The following is a 21,410-nucleotide window of genomic DNA, read 5'->3' on the forward strand; positions in this document are numbered from 1 at the left end:
CACAGTCGGGCCGGCGCTCATTCGAAGAGGGAGTGCTTGCGGCCGCCCTCGGCACGGGCGCGGGCACGACGGCGCAACTGGATCACCACGGCGTCCACGGCGGCGGCCACCGACCACGCCGCGAGCAGCCAGCCGGGGACCGTCCAGCCGGCGTTGAACAGCAGCGCCGCCAGGATCGCGCACACGACCATGCCGAACAGGGCGAGGACCAGCCGCAGGTTGAGTGGGCTGTAGGGCTCCTCGACGGTGCCGCGACGGCCACGGGGTTGCGCTCCGATCGGCATCCCGGCAACCTACCCCACCTGGCGGCGCCGAAACGACGGCCGCGGAGATCCCATTCACCCGAACCATTCATGATCGACATTTTTCTATATCGTTTGTCCGTCGTGAGGGCCATGATGGAGGCCGGTCATCGATGCAGAGTCGATTCGACACGGGAGGCGCCATGTCCCAACCGGAAAGGAAGCTCGGCACCTGGCCGATCTTCGTGATCGCGGTCTCCGCGATGACTCCGCTCACCGTAGTCGCCGGCGCCCTGCCGCTCGGCTACGGCGAGGTGAAAGAAAAGGGCATTCCGGTGGCGTACATGCTGGTCGCCGCCGTTCTCGGAGTGTTCGCGGTGGGACTGGCCGCGATGGCGAGGCACGTTCCCAACAGCGGCGCCTTCTACTCGTACGCGTCGATCGGCATCTCCCGCCCGGTCGGTGTGGGTACCGCGTTCGTGGCGCTGGTCGCCTACAACGCGATGCAGATCGGTCTCTACGGCGCTTTCGGGGTGGCCGCCCACAACGCATTGTCGATCTTCGGCATAGACGTCTCGTGGATCATCTGCGCATTGATCGGCTGGGCGGTGATCGCGTTTCTCGGCCGTCTCGACCTCGATCTCAACGCCCGCATTCTGACCGTACTGGTCTGCGCCGAGCTCCTCGTCGTTCTGATCTTCGACGCCGTGATGCTCGGCAATCCCTACGGCGGAACGATCACTTTCGACACCCTCAACCCCGGCCTGATCGCCACGGCGGGCGGCGTGTCGCTGCTGGTCGCCGCGATCGCCGGCATGGTCGGTTTCGAGGCACCCCTGGTCTATGCGGCCGAGGCCCGCGATCCGCGCCGCACGATCGCTCGTGCCATCGGCTTCACACTGTTGGTGGCCGCGTTCCTCTACGGCGGCACCGCATGGGCGATGTCGGTCGTCGCCGGCCCCGACAACATCGTCGCCATCGCCGGCCAGCACCTCGACGACCTGTTCTTCTTCCTGCCCGAGCCGTACCTCCCGGCCGTTCTCGTCGACCTCGGCCGCATCTTCTTCGCGACCAGCCTGTTCGCCGCGATGCTCGCCTTCCACCACACCGTCGCCCGCTACGCGCTGACGGTGGCCCGCGAGGGCGTCCTGCCCGCCGGTCTGGCCCGCACCCGCGGCGGCGTGCCGGTCGCCGCGTCGACCGCGCAGTCCGTGCTGGCGCTGGCCGTCCTGATCATCTTCGCGATCGCCACATGGAACCCGACGACCGACCTCTTCTTCTTCGGCACCGTCTCCGGCGGCCTCGGCGTCCTGGTCCTGATGACCATCGCCGCCGTCGCGGTGGTCCGCTTCTTCCGCCGCGACGGGCACGGCGAGACCCGCTGGCGCCGCGCGATCGCCCCGTGGATCGCGGTGGTCTTCCTCTCGCTGGTTCTGCTGCTCACGATCGCCTTCTTCAGCGTCCTGCTGGACACCGACAACATCGCCAAGATCTGGTTGCCGATCCTGTCGTTCCTGGCAGCCCTGGTCGCCGGCATCATCTGGGGCCGCAAACTCCGCCGCGAACGCCCCGACATCTACGCCGTGATCGGCACCGGCCACCCACCCCTCGCCCCCGGCGAATCCCCGCCCCCGGTGATCACCGACGCTTCCACGGCCACCGACGCTTCCACGGCCGCCGACACCTCCACGACCGCCGACGATCCCACTACCACCACGAAGGCCGCCGCGCCGTCCGTGCCGACAGCCGATGGCATCGCCGATCAGCCAAATACCAGGGCGAATCCCGCCCCGGCCGCCGTGAAGGAGACCACCGGGGGCCGCACGTCCATGAGGCCCGAGGGGAACGCGGACACCTCGACGACGGCCGCGACCGACAGCGACGGCAACGCCGCCGACGTGGGCCCGGCAGGCACTGCCGATGCGGCCCTCACCGATCCCGTGCGGCCCGCCGCCGACCGGGACGACGCGACCACCGCGAGCGAGACGACCAGCGGCAGCCAGGACCCAGCCGAAACTTCCAACCCCGACGGGGGTACGCCCGAAGCGCCCCGCCCCGCGCCCACTCCCCGCAAACGCACCTCCGCCAGGACGGGTACCCGCCGTCCGGCCGCCACCACGGCCACGCGCGCCGACCAGACCTCGGACACGACCCCGTCGGGGAACCCCGTCACCGAGAGCGGATCCACCTCTGATCCCACCCCGGGCCCGGGCCGGCCCACCACCGAGAGCCCGGCTGCAACCCCTCGGCCCGCCCGGCGCCCGGCCCCACGCCCACGCCGCCCGCAGGCCTCCGACACCGCGGCCCCCGCCGAACCGGACACCCCCGAGTAGCGCCACCGCCTGGCCCCACCGGCACCGCTGCCCTGCGACATGGACGGCGGTGCCGGTCGGGCCGCGGCGTCCGGTGAGGTTTGCGATGGCGGCCGCGACTTCTGGTTGGGCAGCGTTGACGGCCGCGACATGGCATCTGGTGAAACGGTGGCGGCGCCCGGTCGCGCTCGCTGGTGGTTGGCGTTGCCGTCGGGCCACGGCATTCGGTGGAGGGTGGCGGCGACCGGCCGTGCTCTCTGTCGACGGTCTGGTGGGACGGTGGCCGTGGCCGGTCGCGCTGCCTGGGAGTTGGCGTTGTCGGTCGGACCGGGGCCTTCGGTCGGAGAGTGACGGCGACCGGGTGCGACCGCTGGTGGGTGGTGGTTGTGCCCGGCCGACGGCTTGTAGCTGACGACGGCCGCGGGCGCTCGATGCGCCCGCGGCCGGTCGAGACGCGGAGCGGGTTCATTCGGGTGACTGCGGATAGCGGCGCTACGGGTCGGAAGAGTGAACCGGGCGGAGCCGGGTGGCGGCGCCGCCGAGTTCGCCCGGAGCGGTGGGAAACGGGATCACTGCAGCATCCCGGCCCGGAACGCCTGGGCGACCGCATGGGCCCTGTCGTTGGCGTCCAGTTTGCGGAACACCTTCTTCAAGTGGCTGTGGATCGTTGCCGGGCTGAGGTAGAGGACGGCGCCGATCTGCTTGTTGGTCTTGCCGTGTGACACCAGGGTCAGCACCTGAACCTCACGGTCGGTGAGTTCGCTCGTTTGACGGGATCGGCGCGGTGCGGTCCGCAATGCATCATTCATGAAGATCGTTTTCCCGGTGCCCACGCGAGCGCGCAACCGATCATTGGTAACGGTTGTGGTTGGCACATTCGCCCCGACTGCACGGCATCACTGAGATCGCATCAGGGGTGAACCGACCGTGACGGCCAGTACGCCACTCACATAGATGATCACTGAACGTAGAAGCCCACGGATGCGTTCCCGTCGACGATGACCGACCGTAATGATCATATTCGTACTACGCGGCCGGGGGAGCGGCTCCGAAGCGGTGGTGGTACCAGATGCGCGCCGCAGGCCGGCCGCCCTACGCGAGAGGGAGCCTTGGCGGTGAAGGTGCTGCGTGCGGGGCGAGGGTCGCGCCACTTGACGCCGACGCGCTCCGGCGCCGTGAGCCTGGTGAGCCTCCTGAGGCAGATGAGGCAGATCCGGCTGCGTGCCGTATGTCTACGCCGCCTTGACCGACAAGGATCGGGCCGGGGACTGACGACCACGCTCGGGCAGTTCACCGTGCTCCCGAGCCGGTTCGCACAGGACTGCCGGGCACGCCGGTGCCGGGCGGCGTCGTTAGCCCATGTCTATCGGCCGCCCGCTCTCGGCCGGGATGGTGGACCTGCCGCGGGTCGCCGACGGCGGGACCGGTGACGGTGGTCAGCGCCCACGTTCGCTGAACGTGGGCTTTCGATACGTCCTGGCACGGATGGGCGCACACGACCGGCCGATCGTGTGCGCCCAATCGGGGTATGGCGGTGACAGCAGCCCGCATAAGCGTTGCGTGCGCTCTCGGCATCGCTCGCAGACCACCGGTCCCCGGGCGATGCAGCCTAGACCGGAGCCACCGGGCCAGCCCCTGGGTAGGTGGCAGCCGCATCTGTGCAGCTCATCACCAATCTCACAGCATGAATCGCGAACCTGACTACGAGAGCTCTCCAGAGCCCGTGGCCGAGGTGGAAGAACAACGACGGCGAGCGGGCCGGGGCGGCGAGACAAGGCTGTGATGCGGGGCCCGGTGAGCGGGGCACGGCTGTGATGCGGGGCCCGGCGAGCTGGGCGGCCGGCGGGGCAGCGAGCGGGGCGACGCGCGAGGCAGGCGGGGCGACGCGCGAGGCAGGCGGGGCGACGCGGCGGGGGAGCAGGGAGACACGGTGAGGCAAAGCGAGCGGGGCGGCGAGGCGAGGCCGGGCGACCGAAGCGGAGCGACCGAAGCGGAGCGACCGAAGCGGAGTCACCGAAGCGCGGCGATCGAGGCGGGGCCGGGCGTGCGAAGCCGGGCGAACGAGAGGGGCGGCCCGCGGCGGCAGCGCTTCGCGGCGTACCGCACGAGAGGGAGGTAAGAATGCGGGGGCCGCCTGCGGCGACCCCCGCATGGTGGTCAGTTCTCGGCGTGCTGCTGGTCGCTGGATTTGGCCCGGAGGCTGCCGGCGTGGGCCTTCAGCGACGGGTCGCGCCGGGATTTGATCAGGCTCGCGACCGTCGTGATGATCAGGATGCCGATGATGACGGCCAGGGACACCGGTGTCGACACCTCGGGGACGGCGTCGTTGATGTCCTTGTGGGCCCAGTGCAGCACCAGCTTGACGCCGATGAAGGCGAGGATCAGCGACAGGCCCGTGGAGAGGTACACGAGGCGGTCGAGTAGGCCCTTGACCAGGAAGAACAGGGCTCGCAGGCCGAGCAGGGCGAAGGCGTTGGCGACGAAGACGATGTACGCCGATTCGGTCACGCCGAAGACCGCGGGGATCGAGTCGAGGGCGAAGAGCAGGTCGGTGCCGCCGATGGCGAGGAGTACCAGGAACAGCGGCGTGAACATGCGCTTGCCGTCGATCCGGGTGACCATCTTGCCCTCGACGTAGTCCTCGGTCACCGGGAGGAACCGGCGGCCGGCTTTGACCAGGGCGTTCTCGCCGACGTCGGGATCCTCGTCGCGGTGCCGGAAGAGCTGGACGGCGGTGTAGAGCAGGATCAGGCCGAAGATCAGGAACATGAACGAGAACGCGGTGAGCAGGGCCGCGCCCAGCGCGATGAAGATGACCCGCAGCACCAGCGCGATGATGATGCCGAACGTGAGCACTTCCTGCTGGTAGCGCTCGGGCACGGCGAACGTGGTCATGATGATGACGAAGACGAAGAGGTTGTCGACCGACAGGCTCTTCTCGACGATGTACCCGGCGAAGTACTCGGTACCGGGACCCCAGCCGTAGACACTCCCGAAGACGATGCCGAAGACGATGGCGACGGCGATGTAGAAGATCGACCAACCGGCGGCCTCGCGGAAGCCGACGACGTGTGGACGTAGCACCCCGAGAGTCAAATCGAGGGCGAGCAGGGCGACGATGACACCGATGGTGACGATCCACCCGAGCGCGGAGACCTCAAGCATGCTTCACAGGATCTCCAAAGATTCTGCAAACATCCTGAGAAGCGGCCTTATCCGACGAGAAATGAGCGTTTCGCGAGGCCCATCCAGAAGCCGTCGATCGGCTGTGAGGGTGCCTGCGCCGGGTCCTGGGATGCACCGAGAGTGAGGAACATCGGCGCGAAATGCTCGATGGTGGGGTGCGCGTACGGCATGCCGGGCGCACGGTCGCGGAAGTCGGCCAGCTCGTCGACGGCACCACGGGCCAGCGCCTCGGCGGCCCAGGCGTCGAATTCGCGGGACCAGCCGGGCGCGGTCGCGTCGGGACGCCAGTCACGCAGGAACGGCAGACCGTGGGTGGTGAACCCGGAGCCGATGATCAGGATGCCCTCGTCGCGCAGCGGGGCCAACCGGCGGCCGAGGTCGAGCAGGTCGTCGGGTTCGAGGGTGGGCAGTGACATCTGGAGGACGGGGATGTCGGCGTCGGGGTACATGACGGTCAGCGGCACATACGCACCGTGATCAAGTCCGCGGTCGGTCTGGGCGACGGTCCGGTGGTCCGGCATGAGGGCGCGCACCGAGGCGGCCAGGGCGGGCGCGCCGGGCGCACGATACTGCACCTCGTAGTAGCGCTGGGCGAAGCCGCCGAAGTCGTAGACCAGCGGGACGCTCCCGGTGGCGCCGAGCATCAGCGGGGCGGACTCCCAGTGTGCCGAGGCGACGAGGATCGCTTTCGGTCGGGGGAGGTCGGCGGCGAGGGTCTGCAACTGCGCCACCCAGGTCGGGTCGTCGACGAGCGGCGGGGCACCGTGGCTGAGGAAGAGGGCGGGCATGCGCATCGGGACCTCCGTTGAAGCTTCAACTATTTTCGACGCCAGGCTACGCCGATTTAGTTGCGGACGCAAATAAACCCGGTATTGACGCGGAGGTGGCCACGTAATTACATCGAAACCAGGCCCGGACCCAGCGTCGCCGGTCCATTACCGCTGGGTGACCAAGGCGAAGGGACCGCGCATGACCCCTCGAGGCGGCGATGCGCTCCGTCAGCGTTGCCGGAGCGATCGCCGCCTCGCGGCAGAGACCGCACCATGACGCGGGTGAATCCGCTGGTCCCGCGGGGCAGCTCCGCGGAGCGGCCGTTCGACGTCAACGTGAGCCCGGAGAACGCCGGCTGGGACTACAGCGGCCTGCGCGTGGTGAATCTGCCGGTCGGCGGGCGGGTCCGGTTCGCCACCGGCTGCGACGAGATGCTGGTCCTGCCGCTGTCCGGCGGCTGTGACGTGGCCTGCGACGACGAGCGTCTCACCCTGACCGGCCGCCGGTCGGTCTTCTCCCGGGTCACCGACTTCGCCTACCTGCCCCGCCGGACACAGGTCACCCTGCGCGCCCCGAACGGGGGACGTTTCGCCCTGCCGGCCGCCCGCACGGACCGGACCCTGCCGTTCCGGTACGGGCCGGCCGAGGACGTCCCGGTTGAGCTGCGCGGTGCCGGGCAGGCCAGCCGTCAGGTGAACAACTTCTGCACCCCGGAGTCGTTCGAGACCGGCCGGCTGATCGCGTCCGAGGTGCTCACCCCGGGCGGGAACTGGTCGTCGTACCCGCCGCACAAGCACGACGAGCAGGGCGACGGCGAGAGCTGCCTGGAGGAGATCTACTACTTCGAGGTGGCCGCCTCCCCGGCGGGTGGGCACGGGTGCGGATACCAGCGGGTGTACGGCCATCCGGACCGCCCGATCGACGTGTGCGCCGAGGTGCGCAGCGGCGACGTCGTGCTGATCCCCTACGGCTGGCACGGACCGTCGATGGCCACCCCCGGCTACGACCTGTACCACCTCAACGTGATGGCCGGCCCCGGCGAACGGCGCCGGCTGGTTCGTGACGACCCGGCCCACGGCTGGGTGCGCGGGCGATGGGCCGCCGAGCGGGTCGACTCCCGGTTGCCACTCACCTCAGTCCGCGAAAAGAGGCGTTAGATGCGGGGGAAGAGGCGATCGTGAAGCAGCGGCTCACCGTCGGCCAGGCCGTGGTGCGTTTCCTGGCGAACCAGTGGACCGAGCGGGACGGTGTCGAGCAGCGGGCGGTGGCCGGGTTCCTCGGCATCCTCGGGCACGGCAACGTGGCCGGAATCGGTCAGGCACTGCTCCAGGCCCAGCGCACCGGCGCGCCCGACATGCCCTTCCGGCTGGCCCGGAACGAGCAGGCCATGGTGCACACGGCCGTCGGCTACACCCGGATGCGCAACCGTCTGTCGACGATGGCGTGCACCGCCTCGATCGGTCCCGGCTCGACCAACATGCTCACCGGCGCGGCCCTCGCGACGGTCAACCGGCTGCCGGTGCTGCTGCTGCCGTCGGACGTCTTCGCCTCCCGCGCGAGCAGCCCGGTCCTGCAGGAACTGGAGGACCCACGGAGCGGCGACGTCTCGGTCAACGACGCCTTCCGGCCGCTGTCCCGTTTCTTCGACCGGATCTGGCGCCCCGAGCAGCTGCCCCACGCGCTGCTCAGCGCGATGCGGGTGCTCACGGACCCGGTGGAGACCGGGGCGGTCACCCTCTGCCTACCCCAGGATCTTCAGACGGAGGCGTACGAGTACCCGGACGAGTTGTTCGCGAAGCGGGTGTGGCACGTGCCCCGGCAGGTACCGGACCCGCTGGCCGTGGAACGGGCGGCCGCCGTGATCCGTGGCGCCCAGCGGCCGCTGATCATCGCCGGCGGGGGAGTGATCTACTCCGAGGCGTCGGCCGCCCTCGACCGGTTCGCCCGCGAGACCGGCATCCCGGTGGCCGACACCCAGGCCGGCAAGGGCGCCCTGAACTGGGATCACCCGAACGCGGTCGGCGGGATCGGGGCGACCGGCACCCCGGTCGCGAACCGGCTGGCCCGCACCGCCGACGTGGTGATCGGTGTCGGCACCCGCTACAGCGACTTCACCACGGCGTCGCGGACCGCGTTCCAGCGGCCGGACGTACGGTTCGTCAACCTCAACGTGACCGGCTTCGACGCCGGGAAACTGTCCGCGCTGCCGCTGGTCGGTGACGCCCGCGCCGGGCTGAACGCGCTGCTGCCCGCCCTGCACGGCCGCCGCTTCACCGGCGACGTCCGCGACGAGATGGCGGCCTGGCGGGCGACGGTCGAGCACGCGTACCGCGGCCGGGGAACGCCGGGTGACCTGCCCACCCAGGCCGAGGTGATCGGCGTGGTGAACGAGGCGTGCGGCGCCCGCGACGTGGTCGTGCAGGCGGCCGGGAGCCTGCCCGGCGACCTCCAGCGGCTGTGGCGGGCCCGCGACCCGAAGCAGTACCACGTCGAGTACGGCTACTCGTGCATGGGCTTCGAGATCGCCGGCGCCCTCGGGATCAAGCTCGCCGAACCCGGCCGTGAGGTGTTCGCGCTGGTCGGGGACGGCTCCTACCTGATGATGGCGCAGGAGATCGTCACCGCGGTCGCCGAGGGTGTCAAACTCATCGTGATCATCGTGGAGAACCACGGGTACGCGTCCATCGGCGGGCTCTCCGAGCAGGTCGGGTCACAGCGGTTCGGCACCGAGTACCGGTACCGCAACCAGCGCAGCGGCGACTACGACGGGCCGCGCCTGCCGGTCGACCTGGCCGCCAACGCGGAGAGCCTGGGCGCCTCGGTGATCCGCTGCCGGGGCATCGCCGACCTGGTCGAGGGCATCAAGGCGGCCCGCGAGGCGGACCGGCTGACCGTGCTGCATATCGAGACCGACCCGGCTCCGTCGGCGCCGGAGTCGGAGTCCTGGTGGGAGGTGCCGGTCGCCGAGGTGGCCACGCTGCACAGCACCCGTGACGCCCGCGCCGAGTACCTGGCCGGTAAACGCGACCAGCGCCATCATCTGCGGCCCGGGGGAGTCTGACACCACCGGGAGCGCGCCGACGCCTCTTGCGACGATGGGTGAGGCGCCGGGCGTACCGGAGAAGGGTTTGAGCTGTTGCCCCTGCTCTGACTAGGTGGGCAGGACCAGGACCTGGCCCGGGAAGATCCGGTCGGGGTCGGTGATGACGTCGCGGTTGAGGGTGAGGATGTCGCGCCACCGGTTCTCGTCGCCGAGTTGCCGGTGGGCGATCTTCGACAGCGAGTCACCGGCCTTGACCGTGTAGAGCCTCGGGATCGGGCCGGTCGGCCGGGCCGGCGGCAGGAACAGGATCTGACCGGGGAAGATCCGGCTCGGGTTCGGGACGGTGGCCCGGTTCAGCACGAAGATCTCCGGCCAGCGGGCCTCGTCGCCCAGCTGCTCCCGGGCGATTCCGGCGAGGCTGTCGCCGCGCTGCACGGTGTAGGTGCGCGGCTTCTGCCCGCCCGGCAGCACCCCGGCCAGGCGCAGCAGGTCGGCCAGTTCGAAGACGCCCGGCTTCTCCGACGGCAGGGTCGGCTTCCAGCCCGGCTGCTTGAGGATCGAGTCCTCGCTGCGGCGGACCAGGCCGACCAGCACCTCGGCGACGATCGTGCTGCCGACCGGGCCCAGGTGGGCGCCGTCGTGCAGGGCCTTCGCCTCGGCCAGCACGTAATACCAGAGCGGGGTCCGGGTCAGGAACTCGCTCTCGTCCAGGGCGGCACGCTGGGCGTCGCTGCCCGCCGCCCGCCGGATCTGGTCCTTGCTGAGCACCCGCACCCCGAGCAGGTCGGCGACCGCCTGGCCGGTGGGCAGCCGCAGCCGGTAGCCGCGCAGCAGGTTGCGCACCGCCAGCCGGCCGGCGTCGGCGGGCGCCTCCGGCTCACCGGTCGTCTTCTTCAGCCGGAACAGCGCACCGCCGTTCAGCGAGGCCAGCCGAGTGTCGATCTTGCGGGCCTTCATCACGCCGTCACCGGAACCGACGAGGTTCTCCCACTCGATGATCCAGTTCTCCGGGAGGTTGTCGGCCGGCTCCAGGCCGATGTCCTCACCCAGCTGGCCGCTCAGGGCGGTGAACACGAACAGCAGGTCCAGGCTGCCCGGAGGTCGGGTATTCGTCCGGAAATTCGAGTTGAAGTCGTAGAGACTCCGGACCATCGAATGCCCGAAACGGTACGCGGCGACAGCGAACTCGATGGGCATGAAGAACGGTTCGGCGTGCGGATTGAACCATTTGTTCCCGTGTACGACGACGTCGTCGACGATCTTCTTGTCGGCGATCCTCTTGAGGAAATCCTGCACCACGACGTGCTGATAATGCTGGCGCAGAACCCGGCGGGCGTCCCGGAACGACAGGCCCTGATCGATCAGTTTGTTGTGCGCTTTCAGAAATGCCACGTGCAGCTGCGAGATGATCGTGTTCTCGTCGTTGCGCGGGTCACCGATCAGGGCCGCCCGGTCGAACCTCGGATCGGCGTTGCGCGGCTCGCGGGGCAGGTCGTTGTCGTCGCTCTTGCCCTTCGGGCGGGCCAGTGGCGGCGGGTTCGGGTTCGGCGGGTCCTGGAGCGTGATCTCGTGGACCCGGCCGATCAGCATCCGGTCGGCGTCGTCCGGATCGCGGGGCGCCGGCGGCCCGTAGAGGCTGTCCAGGTCCAGCCGGGCGGTCCGCTGGTTGCGCAGCACCCGGCGGATCACCTCCGGCGGCAGCGGTGTCATCGCCGGGTCCAGCAGCACCGCCATGCCACCGGAGCCGAGGCCCGCCGCCCGGTCGTCGACCTCGAGGGTGATGTCGTGGTCGATGAACTGGCCCAGATAGGTGTAGGCGGCCGGGATCGGGCTGTCGTCCGGCCGGTCGTCGTCGGTCATCGCCTGGCCGAGCCGCTTCAGTTTGGCCGGTGTGTCCGGTAACCGTGGCAGCAGGTTCGCCTCGTCCTCCTGCAGGCTCGGGAAGAGCAGGTCGAAGGGATGGGTGGCCACCGGTGGGGCGAGCGCGAACGCCAGTGGTGAACGGGCGGCGAACTCGGCGAGTTCCCGTTTCGCCCTGTCGATGTCTTCGTCGGAGATCGATCGGCCGTGTCCGAGACGAGGCATGGTGATTACCTACGCTTTCGTTAGCCTGATTTCGGCGCATTCTGCGCATGCGATCCGCGAAATGGCCGCGCGTCGGAGTCTCTCAGCGGCCACCCTAGGCAGTGGGCGCACACAGCGGAGACAAGTGTTTGACACAGGGCGGCGCTGTTGTTGGCAGATGGTGCCAACAAAACAGCCGACAGGCGATCCCCCGGGCGGGGGTCAGTGCGTGCGTAATCCGTCGAATGCCAGGTCGGAAACAGTGTCGGCAATGGATTCCGGTGCGCCGCGATCCGGCCGGTACCACTCGATCAGTGAGTTCACCATGCCGAAGATCAGGCGGGCCGCGGTCGCGGCGTCCACATCGGCGCGCACGCCACCCTCGGCCTGCGCCTGCTTGACCAGGTCGGTGACGATCCGGTCGAAGGCCCGTCGGCGGGACACGGCATGCTGCTCGGCCACCGTGTTGCCGTGCACCCGCAGCAGCAGGGTGACGAACTCCAGGCGCTCGGCCAGGACCAGGACACTGCTGCGGATCAGGCGCCGCAATCGTACGGTCGCCGGGTCGGTGCTGGTGAGCGCCTCCGCCGCGGCCTCCTCCAGCGCGCCGAGCGCCCGGTCCACGGCCATCGTCAGCATCTGCTCCTTGCTGCTGACGTGGTGGTACAGCGTCGACTTGGTGATCCCGAGCGACTCGGCGATGTCGAACATGCTCGTCGCGTCGTACCCGTGGGTGTTGAACAACCGGACGGCGGCGGTCAGCACCGCGTTCTGATCATGGCCCGGACGGCCCCGGCGACGGCTGTTCTCCATCGGCAGAATCTAGCCCTTGATTTACCGACCGATCGGGCGGTTAATGGAGGGCATGACGAGTCCCGCTGAGCTCTACCAGACCCATCGCGAGTTGCTGGATCGCGCGATCTCGGCGGCCGCGGCACGTGACTACTGGTCGGCGTTCCCCGAGTCGCCGAGCAAGAAGGTCTACGGCGAGGAGGCCGCACCGGCCGGTGACCGGGCCTTCACCGCCCTGCTGGGCAAGCCGTTCCCGGTCGACGTGCCCGGCGCCGTCGGCGCGGTCGCCACCGAGCGCTCGCCCTACGGCATCGAGCTGGGCGTCAGCTATCCCAAGGCCGACCCGCTCGCCCTCGTCGCGGCCGCCCGCGCCGCCACGCCCGGCTGGCGCGACGCCGGGCCCACCGGCCGCGCCGGGATCGCCGCGGAGATCCTGACCCGCCTGCACGCCCGCGTCTTCGAGCTGGCCCACGCCGTGCAGCACACCACCGGCCAGGCCTTCGTGATGGCCTTCCAGGCGGGCGGCACCCACGCCCTCGACCGCGGCCTGGAGGCCGTCGCCTGCGCGCTGTCCGGCACCACCCGCCTGCCGGCCCGGACGTCCTGGACCAAGGGCGACCTCGCGATGGAGAAGACCGCGACCGTCGTCGGCCGGGGTGTCGGCCTGGTCATCGGCTGCACGACCTTCCCCACGTGGAACGGCTTCCCCGGCCTGTTCGCCAGCCTCGTCACCGGCAACCCGGTCATCGTCAAACCGCACCCGGGCGCGGTGCTGCCGCTCGCCATCACCGTGCAGGTCTGCCGGGAGGTCCTGGCCGAGGCGGGGCTCAACCCCGACGTGGTGACCCTGGCCGCCGAGGAGCCCGGCGACGGGATCGCGGCCACCCTGGCCACCCACCCCGACGTGCGGATCGTCGACTTCACCGGGTCCAGCGAGTTCGGCGACTGGCTGGAGGCCAACGCCCGCCAGGCCGTCGTCTACACCGAGAAGTCGGGCCTCAACACGGTCGTCGTCGACTCCACCGGCGACTATCGGGGACTGCTGCGCAACCTGGCCTTCTCGCTCTCGCTGTACAGCGGCCAGATGTGCACCACCCCGCAGAACATCCTGGTCCCGCGCGACGGCATCGAGACCGACGCCGGCCACCGTGACGTCGCCGAGTTCGGGGCCGACCTGTCCGCGGCGCTGGACAAGCTGCTCGGTGACCCGCGCCGGGCCGCGGGGACGCTCGGCGCGATCGTCAACGACGGCGTGCTCGGGCGGCTGGACGAGGCCGCCTCGGGGTCCGGCGTCCTGCACCCGTCGACCGCCGTCAGCGACGAGCAGTTCCCCGGGGCGACCATCCGGACCCCGGTGGTGGTGCGCCTCGACGCCGCCGACGAGAAGACCTACACGCAGGAGTGCTTCGGCCCGGTGTCGTATCTGATCACCACCGACTCCACCGCCCACAGCCTCGCCGTCTTCGTCGAGACCGTGCGGGCGCACGGCGCTCTCAGCGCGCTGGTGCACTCGACCGACCCGGCCGTTCTGGAGGCCGCGCGGTCGGCCGCGCTGGACGCCGGTGTGCACCTGTCGGAAAACCTGACGGGCGGGGTGTTCGTCAACCAGACGGCCGCGTTCAGCGACCTGCACGGCACCGGCGCCAACCCGGCGGCGACCGCGTCCCTGACCGACGACTGGTTCGTGGCCGGGCGCTTCTTCACCCTCCAGTCCCGTCGTCACGTGGCGTCCTCATGACCGTCACCTTCGACGAGGCGATCGCGCGTGACCAGCGGATCGAGCCGGCCGACGAGATGCCGGAGGGCTACCGCAAGACGATGATCCGGCAGATCGCGCAGCACGCGCACTCCGAGATCATCGGCATGCAGCCGGAGGGGGACTGGATCACCCGGGCGCCCACGCTGCACCGCAAGGCGATCCTGCTCGCCAAGGTGCAGGACGAGGCGGGCCACGGGCTGTACCTCTACTCGGCGGCCGAGACCCTCGGCGCCGACCGGGGCGACCTGACCCGCCGGCTCATCGAGGGCCGGCAGAAGTACTCGTCGATCTTCAACTATCCGACCCTGTCGTTCGCCGACGTCGGCGTGATCGGCTGGCTCGTCGACGGCGCCGCCATCTGCAACCAGGTCCCACTCTGCCGCAGCTCCTACGGGCCGTATGCGCGGGCGATGATCCGGATCTGCAAGGAGGAGTCGTTCCATCAGCGCCAGGGCTACGAGCTGCTGATGACCATGATGCGGGGGACACCCGAGCAGCGCGCCATGGTGCAGGACGCCGTCGACCGCTGGTGGTGGCCGTCGCTGATGATGTTCGGGCCGCCGGACGCCGAGTCACCCAACACGGCACAGTCGATGGCCTGGAAGATCAAGCGCCACACCAACGACGAGCTGCGGCAACGGTTCGTCGACATGTCGGTGCCGCAGGCCGCCGCCCTGGGCGTCACCCTGCCCGACCCGGAGCTGCGGTGGAACGAGGCACGCGGCCACCACGACTTCGGGCAGCCCGACTGGGCCGAGCTGAAACGGGTGATCACCGGCGGCGGGCCGATGAACGAGGAGCGCATCCGGCGCCGGCGCGAGGCCGACTCCGACGGCGCGTGGGTGCGCGAGGCGGCCGCGGCGCACGCGGCGAAAGGGATGTCATGACCAGTCACGAGTGGCCGCTGTTCGAGGTGTTCGTGCGGGCCAAGCGCGGGCTCAACCACGTGCACGTCGGATCGCTGCGGGCGGCCGACCACGAGATGGCGCTGCACCACGCGCGTGACCTCTACACCCGGCGCAACGAGGGCGTGAGCATCTGGGTGGTCCGGTCCGACGCGGTCGTGGCCAGTGACCCCGCCGCCAAGGAGTCGTTCTTCGAGCCCAGCGGCGACAAGGTGTACAGGCATCCCACGCACTACACGATCCCCGACTCCGTCCCGCACATCTGAGGCCCGGACATGGCATTCGACGACGCGTACGACGCGCTCACCGATCATGAGGACGACGCCCGCTGGGCCTACGGCACCGGGTTCAGCGACCCGCTCGCCGGCGTGCCCGGCGACCTGCCCGACGGGGTGGACCGGGCCGACCTCGCCGCGTACTGCCTGATGCTCGGGGACGACGCCCTGATCCTGTCCCACCGCCTTCAGCAGTGGGTCACCCGGGCACCCGAACTGGAGGACGAGCTGGCGCTCGCCAACATCGGCCTCGACCTGCTCGGGCAGGCACGGCTGCTGCTCACCCGGGCCGGCGCCGCCGAGGGCCGGGGCCGTGACGAGGACGAGCTGGCCATGCACCGGCCGCCCGCCGAGTTCCGCAACGTGCGGCTCGCCGAGCGGGCCGACGACGACTTCGCGCACCTGGTGGCCCGGCTCTGCGCGTTCTCGGTGTGGCGGCTGGAGCTGCTGCAACGCCTCACCGGGTCGGCCGATCCGATGCTCGCGGCGATCGCCGCCAAGGGCGTCAAGGAGGTCACCTACCACCGCGACTACGCGGCCCAGTGGGTGGTCCGCCTCGGCGACGGCACCGAACTCTCCCACCGGCGGATGGCCGCGGCCGTCGACGCACTCACCCCGCTGCTCGGCGAGTTGTTCCAGCCGCATCCGGTCGAGACGCGCCTGGCCGCGGCGGGGATCGCGGTCGACCCGGCCGGGCTGCGGGCGGCATTCGACGACGTCTGGGCGTATGTCCTGGCCACAGCGACCCTCACGGCGCCGGGCGTCGCCCCCGCCGTTTCACCGGCCGCCGTTCTGCCGGCCTCCAGTTCGCCGGCCGGGGCGCCTTCTGCCGCCTCGGGTGGGCGGGACGGGGCGCATACGCCGGGGCTGGTGGAGATCCTGGACGAGATGCAGGCTCTGGCCCGGTCGGTTCCCGGAGGTGCCTGGTGACGGCGACGGCGGCAGACGTGGTCGCGTCGGTCGTCGACCCGGAACTACCCATGCTCACGCTCGCCGAGCTGGGGATCGTCCGCGAGGTGCGGCAGGACGACGAGGGCGTGCTGGTGACCATCACGCCGACCTACTCCGGCTGCCCGGCCATGGAGACGATCCGCGCCGACATCCGCGTGGCGTTGCGCCGGGCCGGGTTCGGGCAGGCCGAAGTGCGTACCGTGCTGGCGCCGGCCTGGACCACGGACTGGATCAGCGAGACCGGCAGGCGCAAGCTCGCCGAAGCCGGCATCGCCCCGCCCGGAGCGGCACCTGCCCGCCCGGCCGGGCCGATCCCGCTCACCCTAGGCGTGCGGACCGCGGTCGCCTGCCCCCGATGTGGGCAGCCGTCGACCGAGGTGCTCGCGGCGTTCGGTGCCACCGCCTGCCGCGAGCTGCGCCGATGCCCCGCGTGCCGGGAACCTTTCGAACACGTGCGGGAGATCTGAGATGCCCTTCCATCCGCTGCGGGTCGCCGCGGTCGACCGGCTGTGCGCGGACGCGGTGGCCGTCACGTTCGACGTGCCCCCCGAGTTGGCGCCGGTGTTCCGGTTCGGGCCGGGGCAGTCGCTGACCGTCCACCGTGACGGCGAGCGGCGCACCTACTCGATCTGCGCTCCGGCCGGGGCCGCACCACGGATCGGTGTGCGCGAGGTGCCGGGCGGCCGGATCTCCCGGTGGATCGTGCACGACCTCCGGCCCGGTGACCTGGTCGACGTGGCGCCGCCGTCCGGCACGTTCACACCGGACCTGACCGCCGGTGGCCGGCACGTGCTGATCGCCGCCGGATCGGGCATCACCCCGGTCCTGTCGATCGCCGCCTCCCTCCTGGAGGCCTCCTCTCACGGGCCGGGGGTTCACCCAGCCCCGCTGGGGGGTTCCTCTTCCCGGCCAGGGATCTCCTCCGGTTCGTTGGAGGCCTCGTCTTCCCGGTCGGGGGCTTCCGCCGCCCCGATGGAGGTTTCCTCCTCGCCGCCGGCGGTCTTCTCCCCATCCTCCTCATCGCCGGGGGTTTCGTCGTCGCGGCGGGGCGGGTGGCTCGGCCGGGCCGCGCCGCACCCACGAGCCTCGTCGTCCTCGTCGTCGGCGGGTGCTGAGGTCACGCTCTTCTACGGCAACCGGCGGGCGGACACGGTCATGTTCGCGGAGGAACTGGCCGACCTCAAGGACCGGTATCCGGACCGGCTCGAACTCGTGCATGTGCTGTCCCGGGAGGCACGGGAATCCGAGCTGTTCAGCGGCCGGCTCGACGGCGAGCGGCTGCGGGAACTGGTGCCGTTGCTGGTGGACGTGCCGGCGGTCGACCACTGGTGGCTGTGCGGACCGTTCGGGATGGTCACCGACGCCACCACGGTTCTCGGTGAACTCGGGGTGCCGGCCGGCCGGGTGCATCGCGAGCTGTTCTGGGTGGACGAGGCGCCACCGCCGCCGGTCCGGCCGGAGAGCCTGGCGGACGGGCCGACCAGCGAGGTCACCGTGGTGCTGGACGGGCGTAAGACGACCGTACCGGTGCCGGACGGGGTCACCCTGCTCGACGGAGCGCAGAAGTCGCGGCCGGACCTGCCGTTCGCCTGCAAGGGCGGGGTCTGCGGCACGTGCCGGGCCCGTGTCACCGACGGCGAGGTGACGATGCGCCGCAACTTCGCCCTGGAGGATGCCGAGGTCGCGGCCGGGTTCGTGCTGACCTGTCAGTCGCTCGCCGCCACACCCAAGGTGGTGATCGACTTCGACCAGTGAGGCTCCGGAAATCGCGTATGGGCCAGGATCGGCGCGGGGCACAATCGCCGGATGCGGATCAGGAATGCACGATTCGGCGACCTGCCGGCGCTGCGGGAGATCGAGCATGCCGCGGGGGCGCTCTTCCGCGAGATCGGCATGCCGGAGATCGCCGAAGACGAGCCGCTCCCGATCGAGATCCTGTCCGGGTATGTGACCGCGGGCCGCGCCTGGGTCGCGGTCGATCCGGAGCCCTCCCCGGCCGGGCCGACCGCTGCCCCGCCCCGGGTCGAGCCGTCTGCTGCTGAGCCCCTGGTCGGGTCGACCGCCGCCCTGCCCTGGGTCGAGTCAACCGCTGCTGTGCCCCGCGTCGGGCTGACCGCCTCCTTGCCTCCTGTCGGGCCGACTGTTGCCCCGCCCCGGGTTGAGCCGACCGCTGCTGTGACCCGGGTCGGGTCGACCGCCGCCTTGCCTCCTGTCGGGTCGGGTACTGCTCTGCCCGGTGTCGGTGCCGATGAGTGGGGTGGTTCGTCGTCCGCCGGGGCGCCGGTCGGCTACCTCATCGCGGATCTGCTCGATGGGAACGTCCATGTCGAGCAGGTGTCGGTGCACCCGCGGTTCTCGCGGCGGGGTGTCGGCCGGCTGCTGATCGACCGGGTGGCGGCCTATGCGGCGGAGATCGGCGCTCCGGCGCTCACCCTCACCACGTTCGCCGATGTGGTGTGGAATGCGCCCTACTACCGGCGTTGCGGGTTCGCGGTGATGGACGATGCGGCGATCATGCCGGAGCTCCGGGCGGTGCGGGATCACGAGGCGGCGGCGGGCCTCGACCGCTGGCCGCGGGTCTGCATGCGACGGACCCTCAAGGCGAACTCTTCCGAATGAAATGTCGGAAAGTGACGGCGATTTGCGGATTTGTTAGGGCGGACAGTCGCCAGGATGGTGCCCAAACCCGCAGCCGGCACCGGGAGAAGCGATGAAGAAGTCCCTGACCTTTCGCGTCATCAGCGGCGTCATCGTCGCTTCGACCCTGCTCCTGCTGCCCGCCACCGCGACAGCGGCGGTCGACGAGCTGATCCACCCGACGACGGCCGTCCCCGCCGGCGGCGCCTCGTCCATCGCCGGGACAGGCGACGGGAAGCGAGTCGACGGCAAGCGAGTCGACGGGACCGCTCGCCAGGCCGCGGCGGCCGGCACCGGCAGGACGAAGCCGGTGGCCGCCGCGAATCTGCCGTTCCGGCTCTCCGTTCCGGGCGCCGTCGCCTCCGGCGCCTACGGGTCGGCCCAGGGCAGGCCCGGCACCCCGCAAGTGACCGTTTCCCTCAAGGTCACCGGCCGGGCACCGTGCGGTGTGCTTCAGCTGACCCGCAACGGCCCCGCCGACGGCATCGAGTGGTACACCGTCGGGGCTCTGTGTCACTCGGGAACGGCGACCTTCCGTACCCAGGTCAATCGTCTGTGGGGTAGCCGGGCCCTGCCGTCGGTCCGGCTGTGCAACGGCGACAGTCTCGGCCTGGCCGAGGGCGTCGACTGCGACGACTTCGTCCCGCGCCGCGGCGCCTGACGCGCCGGCGAATCCGCCGCCCGACTGTCCGACCTGGACGGCAGACGGTTTCGGTATGTGGCCCCTGGTCGGTATATCTCCTGATCAAGCCACGTACCGACTACCATCTATCCGGGAGGGTCGCCGTGAGCCGTTTCGAGATCCCGGTGGACGACAGGGTGCTGACGGCCGAGGTGACTGGCGCTCCTGACGGCACCCCCGTCTTTCTCCTGCATGGCACGCCCGGCTCCTGCGCGGGGCCGAAACCGCGCAGCAGTGTCCTCTACCGCCAGGGGGTACGGCTGATCTGCCACGATCGTCCCGGCTACGGGGGCTCGACGCGGATGCCGGGCCGTCGGGTCGCCGACGCGGCGCAGGACGTGCGGGCGGTGGCCGATCAGCTCGGCGTCGACCGGTTCTGTGTGGTGGGCCGTTCCGGTGGTGGCCCGCACGCGCTCGCCTGCGCGGCGCTGCTGCCGGACCGGGTGATGCGTGCCGCCGTGCTGGTCGGTCTGGCTCCGGCCGATGCGGTGGGCCTGGACTGGTATGCCGGCATGTCGGCCGACAACGCCCGCAACCATGCCAAGGCCGAGGTCGGCGACGCGGAACTGATGCGCGACATGATCGCGCTGGCGGTCCGGACCGCCGCCGACCCGGAGAGTCTCCTCGAGGAGTTGCGCACCCAGGCGGCCGAGCCGGATCTGCTGTTCATGCAGAGCGTGATGTACCGGCGGTTGCTCACCGCGAGTTATGCCGAGGCGCTGCGCGTGGGGCCGTACGGATGGATCGACGACATTCTCGCCTTCCGCGGCGACTGGGGTTTCCCGGTCGATCAGATCGTGCCGCCGGTGCGGCTGTGGCACGGCGCGGACGACACGTTCTCCCCGGTGAGTCACAGCCGCTGGCTGGCCGACCGGATTCCCCGCGCCGAGGTGCACGTGCAGTACGGTGCCGCCCACTTCGCCGCGGTCGAGGTGCTGCCGAAGATCCTGACCTGGCTCACCGCGTGAGAGCCGGCTGTTCACCGCCGGCCTGATCTTCCAGTTCGCGGCACAGTTCGGTCAGCCGGTCGATGGTGCGCACGTGTTCCACGGCCACGTCGCGCAGCCGGTCGGCCTTCGCGACGCTGCGGGGGTAGAGGGCCGGCTGCTGGCCGAACAGGTTCTGGCCGATGGTCATGATCTGGTGCTGGGCGGCCAGTGCCGACTCCAGATCGAGCCACAGCCGGGCGAACCGGGTGGTCTCCTCGGTCAGGTCACCGTCGCGGTCGCGTTCCAGGAGCAGTGTCTGCAGGTGACTGCCGAGGATCCGCAACGGCGTCATGATCCGTTCGTACATCAGCCACTGCCGGCCGTCCATCTGGGTGTGCAGGGTGTGTGCCGCCGCGTTGGCGGCGATCGGGTCGACCAGCTGCCCGTCGTCGATCTTGGCAGCCCGGACGAACTCGTTGGTGCTGGCCTCGACGTCGCGGGTCACTCCCTCGATCTGTTCCCGGGTGATCCGGGCGGCGGTCACCAGCTGCCGGCGGGTGCTGACGAACCGGGAGTGCAGCCGCTCCCGTTCCAGTGCCTTGACCTGGTACTCGGCGAGCTGGCCGATGATGACGAGCGCGATCGGCAGGGTGAGCATGCCGCTGAGGACCTCGGCGGCGATGTTCGGGATGAACTGGTAGCCGTCCCACCAGCCGCGGAGGTCGGCCACGATCAGCAGTGCGCCGACCGGGAACCCGATCGCCCACATCCAGATCGCCAGGCGGCGGAGCACGCGCGGCGCCGCCCGCCACGCCTCGATGACCAGCGACGGGATGGTCGCCTTCCGCTCCGCCATCGCGTT

19 protein-coding genes are annotated in these 21,410 nt (G+C 70.5%); 12 read left to right on the forward strand and 7 right to left on the reverse strand.

The annotated features are described in order from the left end of the window. Positions 1 to 17: 17 nt before the first annotated feature. Complete coding sequence (locus BC793_RS26040) at positions 18 to 284, reverse strand: hypothetical protein (protein WP_109596692.1); 267 nt, start codon at positions 282 to 284, stop codon at positions 18 to 20. A gap of 161 nt (positions 285 to 445) precedes the next feature. Here BC793_RS26040 and BC793_RS26045 point away from each other — a divergent pair, with 161 nt between their 5' ends. Further along, positions 446 to 2,575, forward strand: coding sequence for an APC family permease (locus BC793_RS26045; RefSeq protein ID WP_239169910.1), 2,130 nt, complete (start codon positions 446 to 448; stop codon positions 2,573 to 2,575). Positions 2,576 to 3,123: 548 nt separating this feature from the next. On the opposite strand, the gene BC793_RS26050 is transcribed toward BC793_RS26045, so the two are convergent. The 3 genes from BC793_RS26050 to BC793_RS26060 form a co-directional block, all read right to left on the reverse strand. Continuing rightward, positions 3,124 to 3,363 carry a response regulator transcription factor gene (locus BC793_RS26050; protein ID WP_109596953.1) on the reverse strand — a complete coding sequence of 80 codons (240 nt, stop codon included), beginning with the start codon at positions 3,361 to 3,363 and terminating at the stop codon, positions 3,124 to 3,126. A gap of 1,348 nt (positions 3,364 to 4,711) precedes the next feature. After that, positions 4,712 to 5,719: a TerC family protein gene (locus BC793_RS26055; protein WP_109596694.1), complete on the reverse strand. Its 1,008-nt coding sequence runs from the start codon at positions 5,717 to 5,719 to the stop codon at positions 4,712 to 4,714. Between the two features lie 47 nt (positions 5,720 to 5,766). Beyond that, positions 5,767 to 6,534, reverse strand: a complete 768-nt coding sequence (locus tag BC793_RS26060; protein ID WP_203896129.1) for a dioxygenase family protein — start codon at positions 6,532 to 6,534, stop codon at positions 5,767 to 5,769. Positions 6,535 to 6,783: 249 nt separating this feature from the next. On the opposite strand from BC793_RS26060, the gene iolB reads away from it, so the two are divergent. Together iolB and iolD are read left to right on the forward strand one after the other, a co-directional pair. Further along, complete coding sequence (gene iolB, locus BC793_RS26065; RefSeq protein WP_109596696.1) at positions 6,784 to 7,668, forward strand: 5-deoxy-glucuronate isomerase; 885 nt, start codon at positions 6,784 to 6,786, stop codon at positions 7,666 to 7,668. 20 nt (positions 7,669 to 7,688) lie between these two features. Then, positions 7,689 to 9,572, forward strand: coding sequence for a 3D-(3,5/4)-trihydroxycyclohexane-1,2-dione acylhydrolase (decyclizing) (iolD, locus tag BC793_RS26070; protein WP_203896128.1), 1,884 nt, complete (start codon positions 7,689 to 7,691; stop codon positions 9,570 to 9,572). Between the two features lie 90 nt (positions 9,573 to 9,662). Here iolD and BC793_RS26075 read toward each other — a convergent pair whose 3' ends face one another. Both BC793_RS26075 and BC793_RS26080 read right to left on the reverse strand, forming a co-directional pair. After that, positions 9,663 to 11,639, reverse strand: coding sequence for a LysM peptidoglycan-binding domain-containing protein (locus tag BC793_RS26075; RefSeq protein ID WP_109596699.1), 1,977 nt, complete (start codon positions 11,637 to 11,639; stop codon positions 9,663 to 9,665). A 201-nt stretch (positions 11,640 to 11,840) separates the two neighbouring features. Next, positions 11,841 to 12,431: a TetR/AcrR family transcriptional regulator gene (locus BC793_RS26080; protein WP_109596701.1), complete on the reverse strand. Its 591-nt coding sequence runs from the start codon at positions 12,429 to 12,431 to the stop codon at positions 11,841 to 11,843. A gap of 52 nt (positions 12,432 to 12,483) precedes the next feature. Between BC793_RS26080 and paaN the strand changes: the two genes are divergently transcribed. The 9 genes from paaN (at position 12,484) to BC793_RS26130 (ending at position 20,587) form a co-directional block, all read left to right on the forward strand. Continuing rightward, the gene (gene paaN, locus BC793_RS26085) at positions 12,484 to 14,148 is read left to right on the forward strand and encodes a phenylacetic acid degradation protein PaaN (protein ID WP_109596957.1); all 1,665 of its coding nucleotides are present in this window, start codon (positions 12,484 to 12,486) and stop codon (positions 14,146 to 14,148) included. Continuing rightward, on the forward strand, positions 14,145 to 15,056 hold the full coding sequence (gene paaA, locus BC793_RS26090) for a 1,2-phenylacetyl-CoA epoxidase subunit PaaA (RefSeq protein ID WP_109596703.1): 912 nt from the start codon (positions 14,145 to 14,147) through the stop codon (positions 15,054 to 15,056). Before paaN ends, paaA begins: the two co-directional genes overlap by 4 nt. After that, complete coding sequence (paaB, locus tag BC793_RS26095; RefSeq protein ID WP_109596705.1) at positions 15,053 to 15,340, forward strand: 1,2-phenylacetyl-CoA epoxidase subunit PaaB; 288 nt, start codon at positions 15,053 to 15,055, stop codon at positions 15,338 to 15,340. Before paaA ends, paaB begins: the two co-directional genes overlap by 4 nt. A gap of 9 nt (positions 15,341 to 15,349) precedes the next feature. After that, positions 15,350 to 16,279: a 1,2-phenylacetyl-CoA epoxidase subunit PaaC gene (paaC, locus tag BC793_RS26100; RefSeq protein ID WP_109596707.1), complete on the forward strand. Its 930-nt coding sequence runs from the start codon at positions 15,350 to 15,352 to the stop codon at positions 16,277 to 16,279. Beyond that, positions 16,273 to 16,767 (forward strand): 1,2-phenylacetyl-CoA epoxidase subunit PaaD, encoded by a 495-nt coding sequence (gene paaD, locus BC793_RS26105; protein ID WP_109596959.1) that lies wholly within the window; start codon positions 16,273 to 16,275, stop codon positions 16,765 to 16,767. Before paaC ends, paaD begins: the two co-directional genes overlap by 7 nt. A gap of 1 nt (position 16,768) precedes the next feature. Further along, positions 16,769 to 18,055: a 2Fe-2S iron-sulfur cluster-binding protein gene (locus tag BC793_RS51595; protein WP_239169909.1), complete on the forward strand. Its 1,287-nt coding sequence runs from the start codon at positions 16,769 to 16,771 to the stop codon at positions 18,053 to 18,055. Positions 18,056 to 18,106: 51 nt separating this feature from the next. Beyond that, on the forward strand, positions 18,107 to 18,919 hold the full coding sequence (locus BC793_RS26120; RefSeq protein ID WP_239169908.1) for a GNAT family N-acetyltransferase: 813 nt from the start codon (positions 18,107 to 18,109) through the stop codon (positions 18,917 to 18,919). Between the two features lie 91 nt (positions 18,920 to 19,010). Further along, entirely contained in the window at positions 19,011 to 19,598 is a 588-nt protein-coding gene (locus BC793_RS26125) for a hypothetical protein (protein WP_109596709.1), read from the forward strand. 125 nt (positions 19,599 to 19,723) lie between these two features. Then, entirely contained in the window at positions 19,724 to 20,587 is an 864-nt protein-coding gene (locus tag BC793_RS26130; protein WP_109596711.1) for an alpha/beta fold hydrolase, read from the forward strand. Here the strand turns inward: BC793_RS26130 and BC793_RS26135 are convergent. After that, positions 20,577 to 21,404, reverse strand: a complete 828-nt coding sequence (locus BC793_RS26135) for a hypothetical protein (protein ID WP_109596713.1) — start codon at positions 21,402 to 21,404, stop codon at positions 20,577 to 20,579. The two genes, BC793_RS26130 and BC793_RS26135, sit on opposite strands and share 11 nt — an antisense overlap. Positions 21,405 to 21,410: the final 6 nt, after the last annotated feature.

The organism is Actinoplanes xinjiangensis, from assembly GCF_003148685.1.
GTDB classification, from domain to species: domain Bacteria; phylum Actinomycetota; class Actinomycetes; order Mycobacteriales; family Micromonosporaceae; genus Actinoplanes; species Actinoplanes xinjiangensis.

Excerpts from the sequence above, each read along its gene's own strand:
- BC793_RS26040 (WP_109596692.1), bottom strand. The coding sequence starts at position 284 with ATGCCGATCGGAGCGCAACCCCGTGGCCGTCGCGGCACCGTCGAGGAG.
- BC793_RS26045 (WP_239169910.1), top strand. The coding sequence starts at position 446 with ATGTCCCAACCGGAAAGGAAGCTCGGCACCTGGCCGATCTTCGTGATC.
- BC793_RS26050 (WP_109596953.1), bottom strand. The coding sequence starts at position 3,363 with ATGAATGATGCATTGCGGACCGCACCGCGCCGATCCCGTCAAACGAGC.
- BC793_RS26055 (WP_109596694.1), bottom strand. The coding sequence starts at position 5,719 with ATGCTTGAGGTCTCCGCGCTCGGGTGGATCGTCACCATCGGTGTCATC.
- BC793_RS26060 (WP_203896129.1), bottom strand. The coding sequence starts at position 6,534 with ATGCGCATGCCCGCCCTCTTCCTCAGCCACGGTGCCCCGCCGCTCGTC.
- iolB (WP_109596696.1), top strand. The coding sequence starts at position 6,784 with ATGACGCGGGTGAATCCGCTGGTCCCGCGGGGCAGCTCCGCGGAGCGG.
- BC793_RS26075 (WP_109596699.1), bottom strand. The coding sequence starts at position 11,639 with ATGCCTCGTCTCGGACACGGCCGATCGATCTCCGACGAAGACATCGAC.
- BC793_RS26080 (WP_109596701.1), bottom strand. The coding sequence starts at position 12,431 with ATGGAGAACAGCCGTCGCCGGGGCCGTCCGGGCCATGATCAGAACGCG.
- paaN (WP_109596957.1), top strand. The coding sequence starts at position 12,484 with ATGACGAGTCCCGCTGAGCTCTACCAGACCCATCGCGAGTTGCTGGAT.
- paaA (WP_109596703.1), top strand. The coding sequence starts at position 14,145 with ATGACCGTCACCTTCGACGAGGCGATCGCGCGTGACCAGCGGATCGAG.
- paaB (WP_109596705.1), top strand. The coding sequence starts at position 15,053 with ATGACCAGTCACGAGTGGCCGCTGTTCGAGGTGTTCGTGCGGGCCAAG.
- paaC (WP_109596707.1), top strand. The coding sequence starts at position 15,350 with ATGGCATTCGACGACGCGTACGACGCGCTCACCGATCATGAGGACGAC.
- BC793_RS51595 (WP_239169909.1), top strand. The coding sequence starts at position 16,769 with ATGCCCTTCCATCCGCTGCGGGTCGCCGCGGTCGACCGGCTGTGCGCG.
- BC793_RS26120 (WP_239169908.1), top strand. The coding sequence starts at position 18,107 with ATGCGGATCAGGAATGCACGATTCGGCGACCTGCCGGCGCTGCGGGAG.
- BC793_RS26125 (WP_109596709.1), top strand. The coding sequence starts at position 19,011 with ATGAAGAAGTCCCTGACCTTTCGCGTCATCAGCGGCGTCATCGTCGCT.
- BC793_RS26135 (WP_109596713.1), bottom strand. The coding sequence starts at position 21,404 with ATGGCGGAGCGGAAGGCGACCATCCCGTCGCTGGTCATCGAGGCGTGG.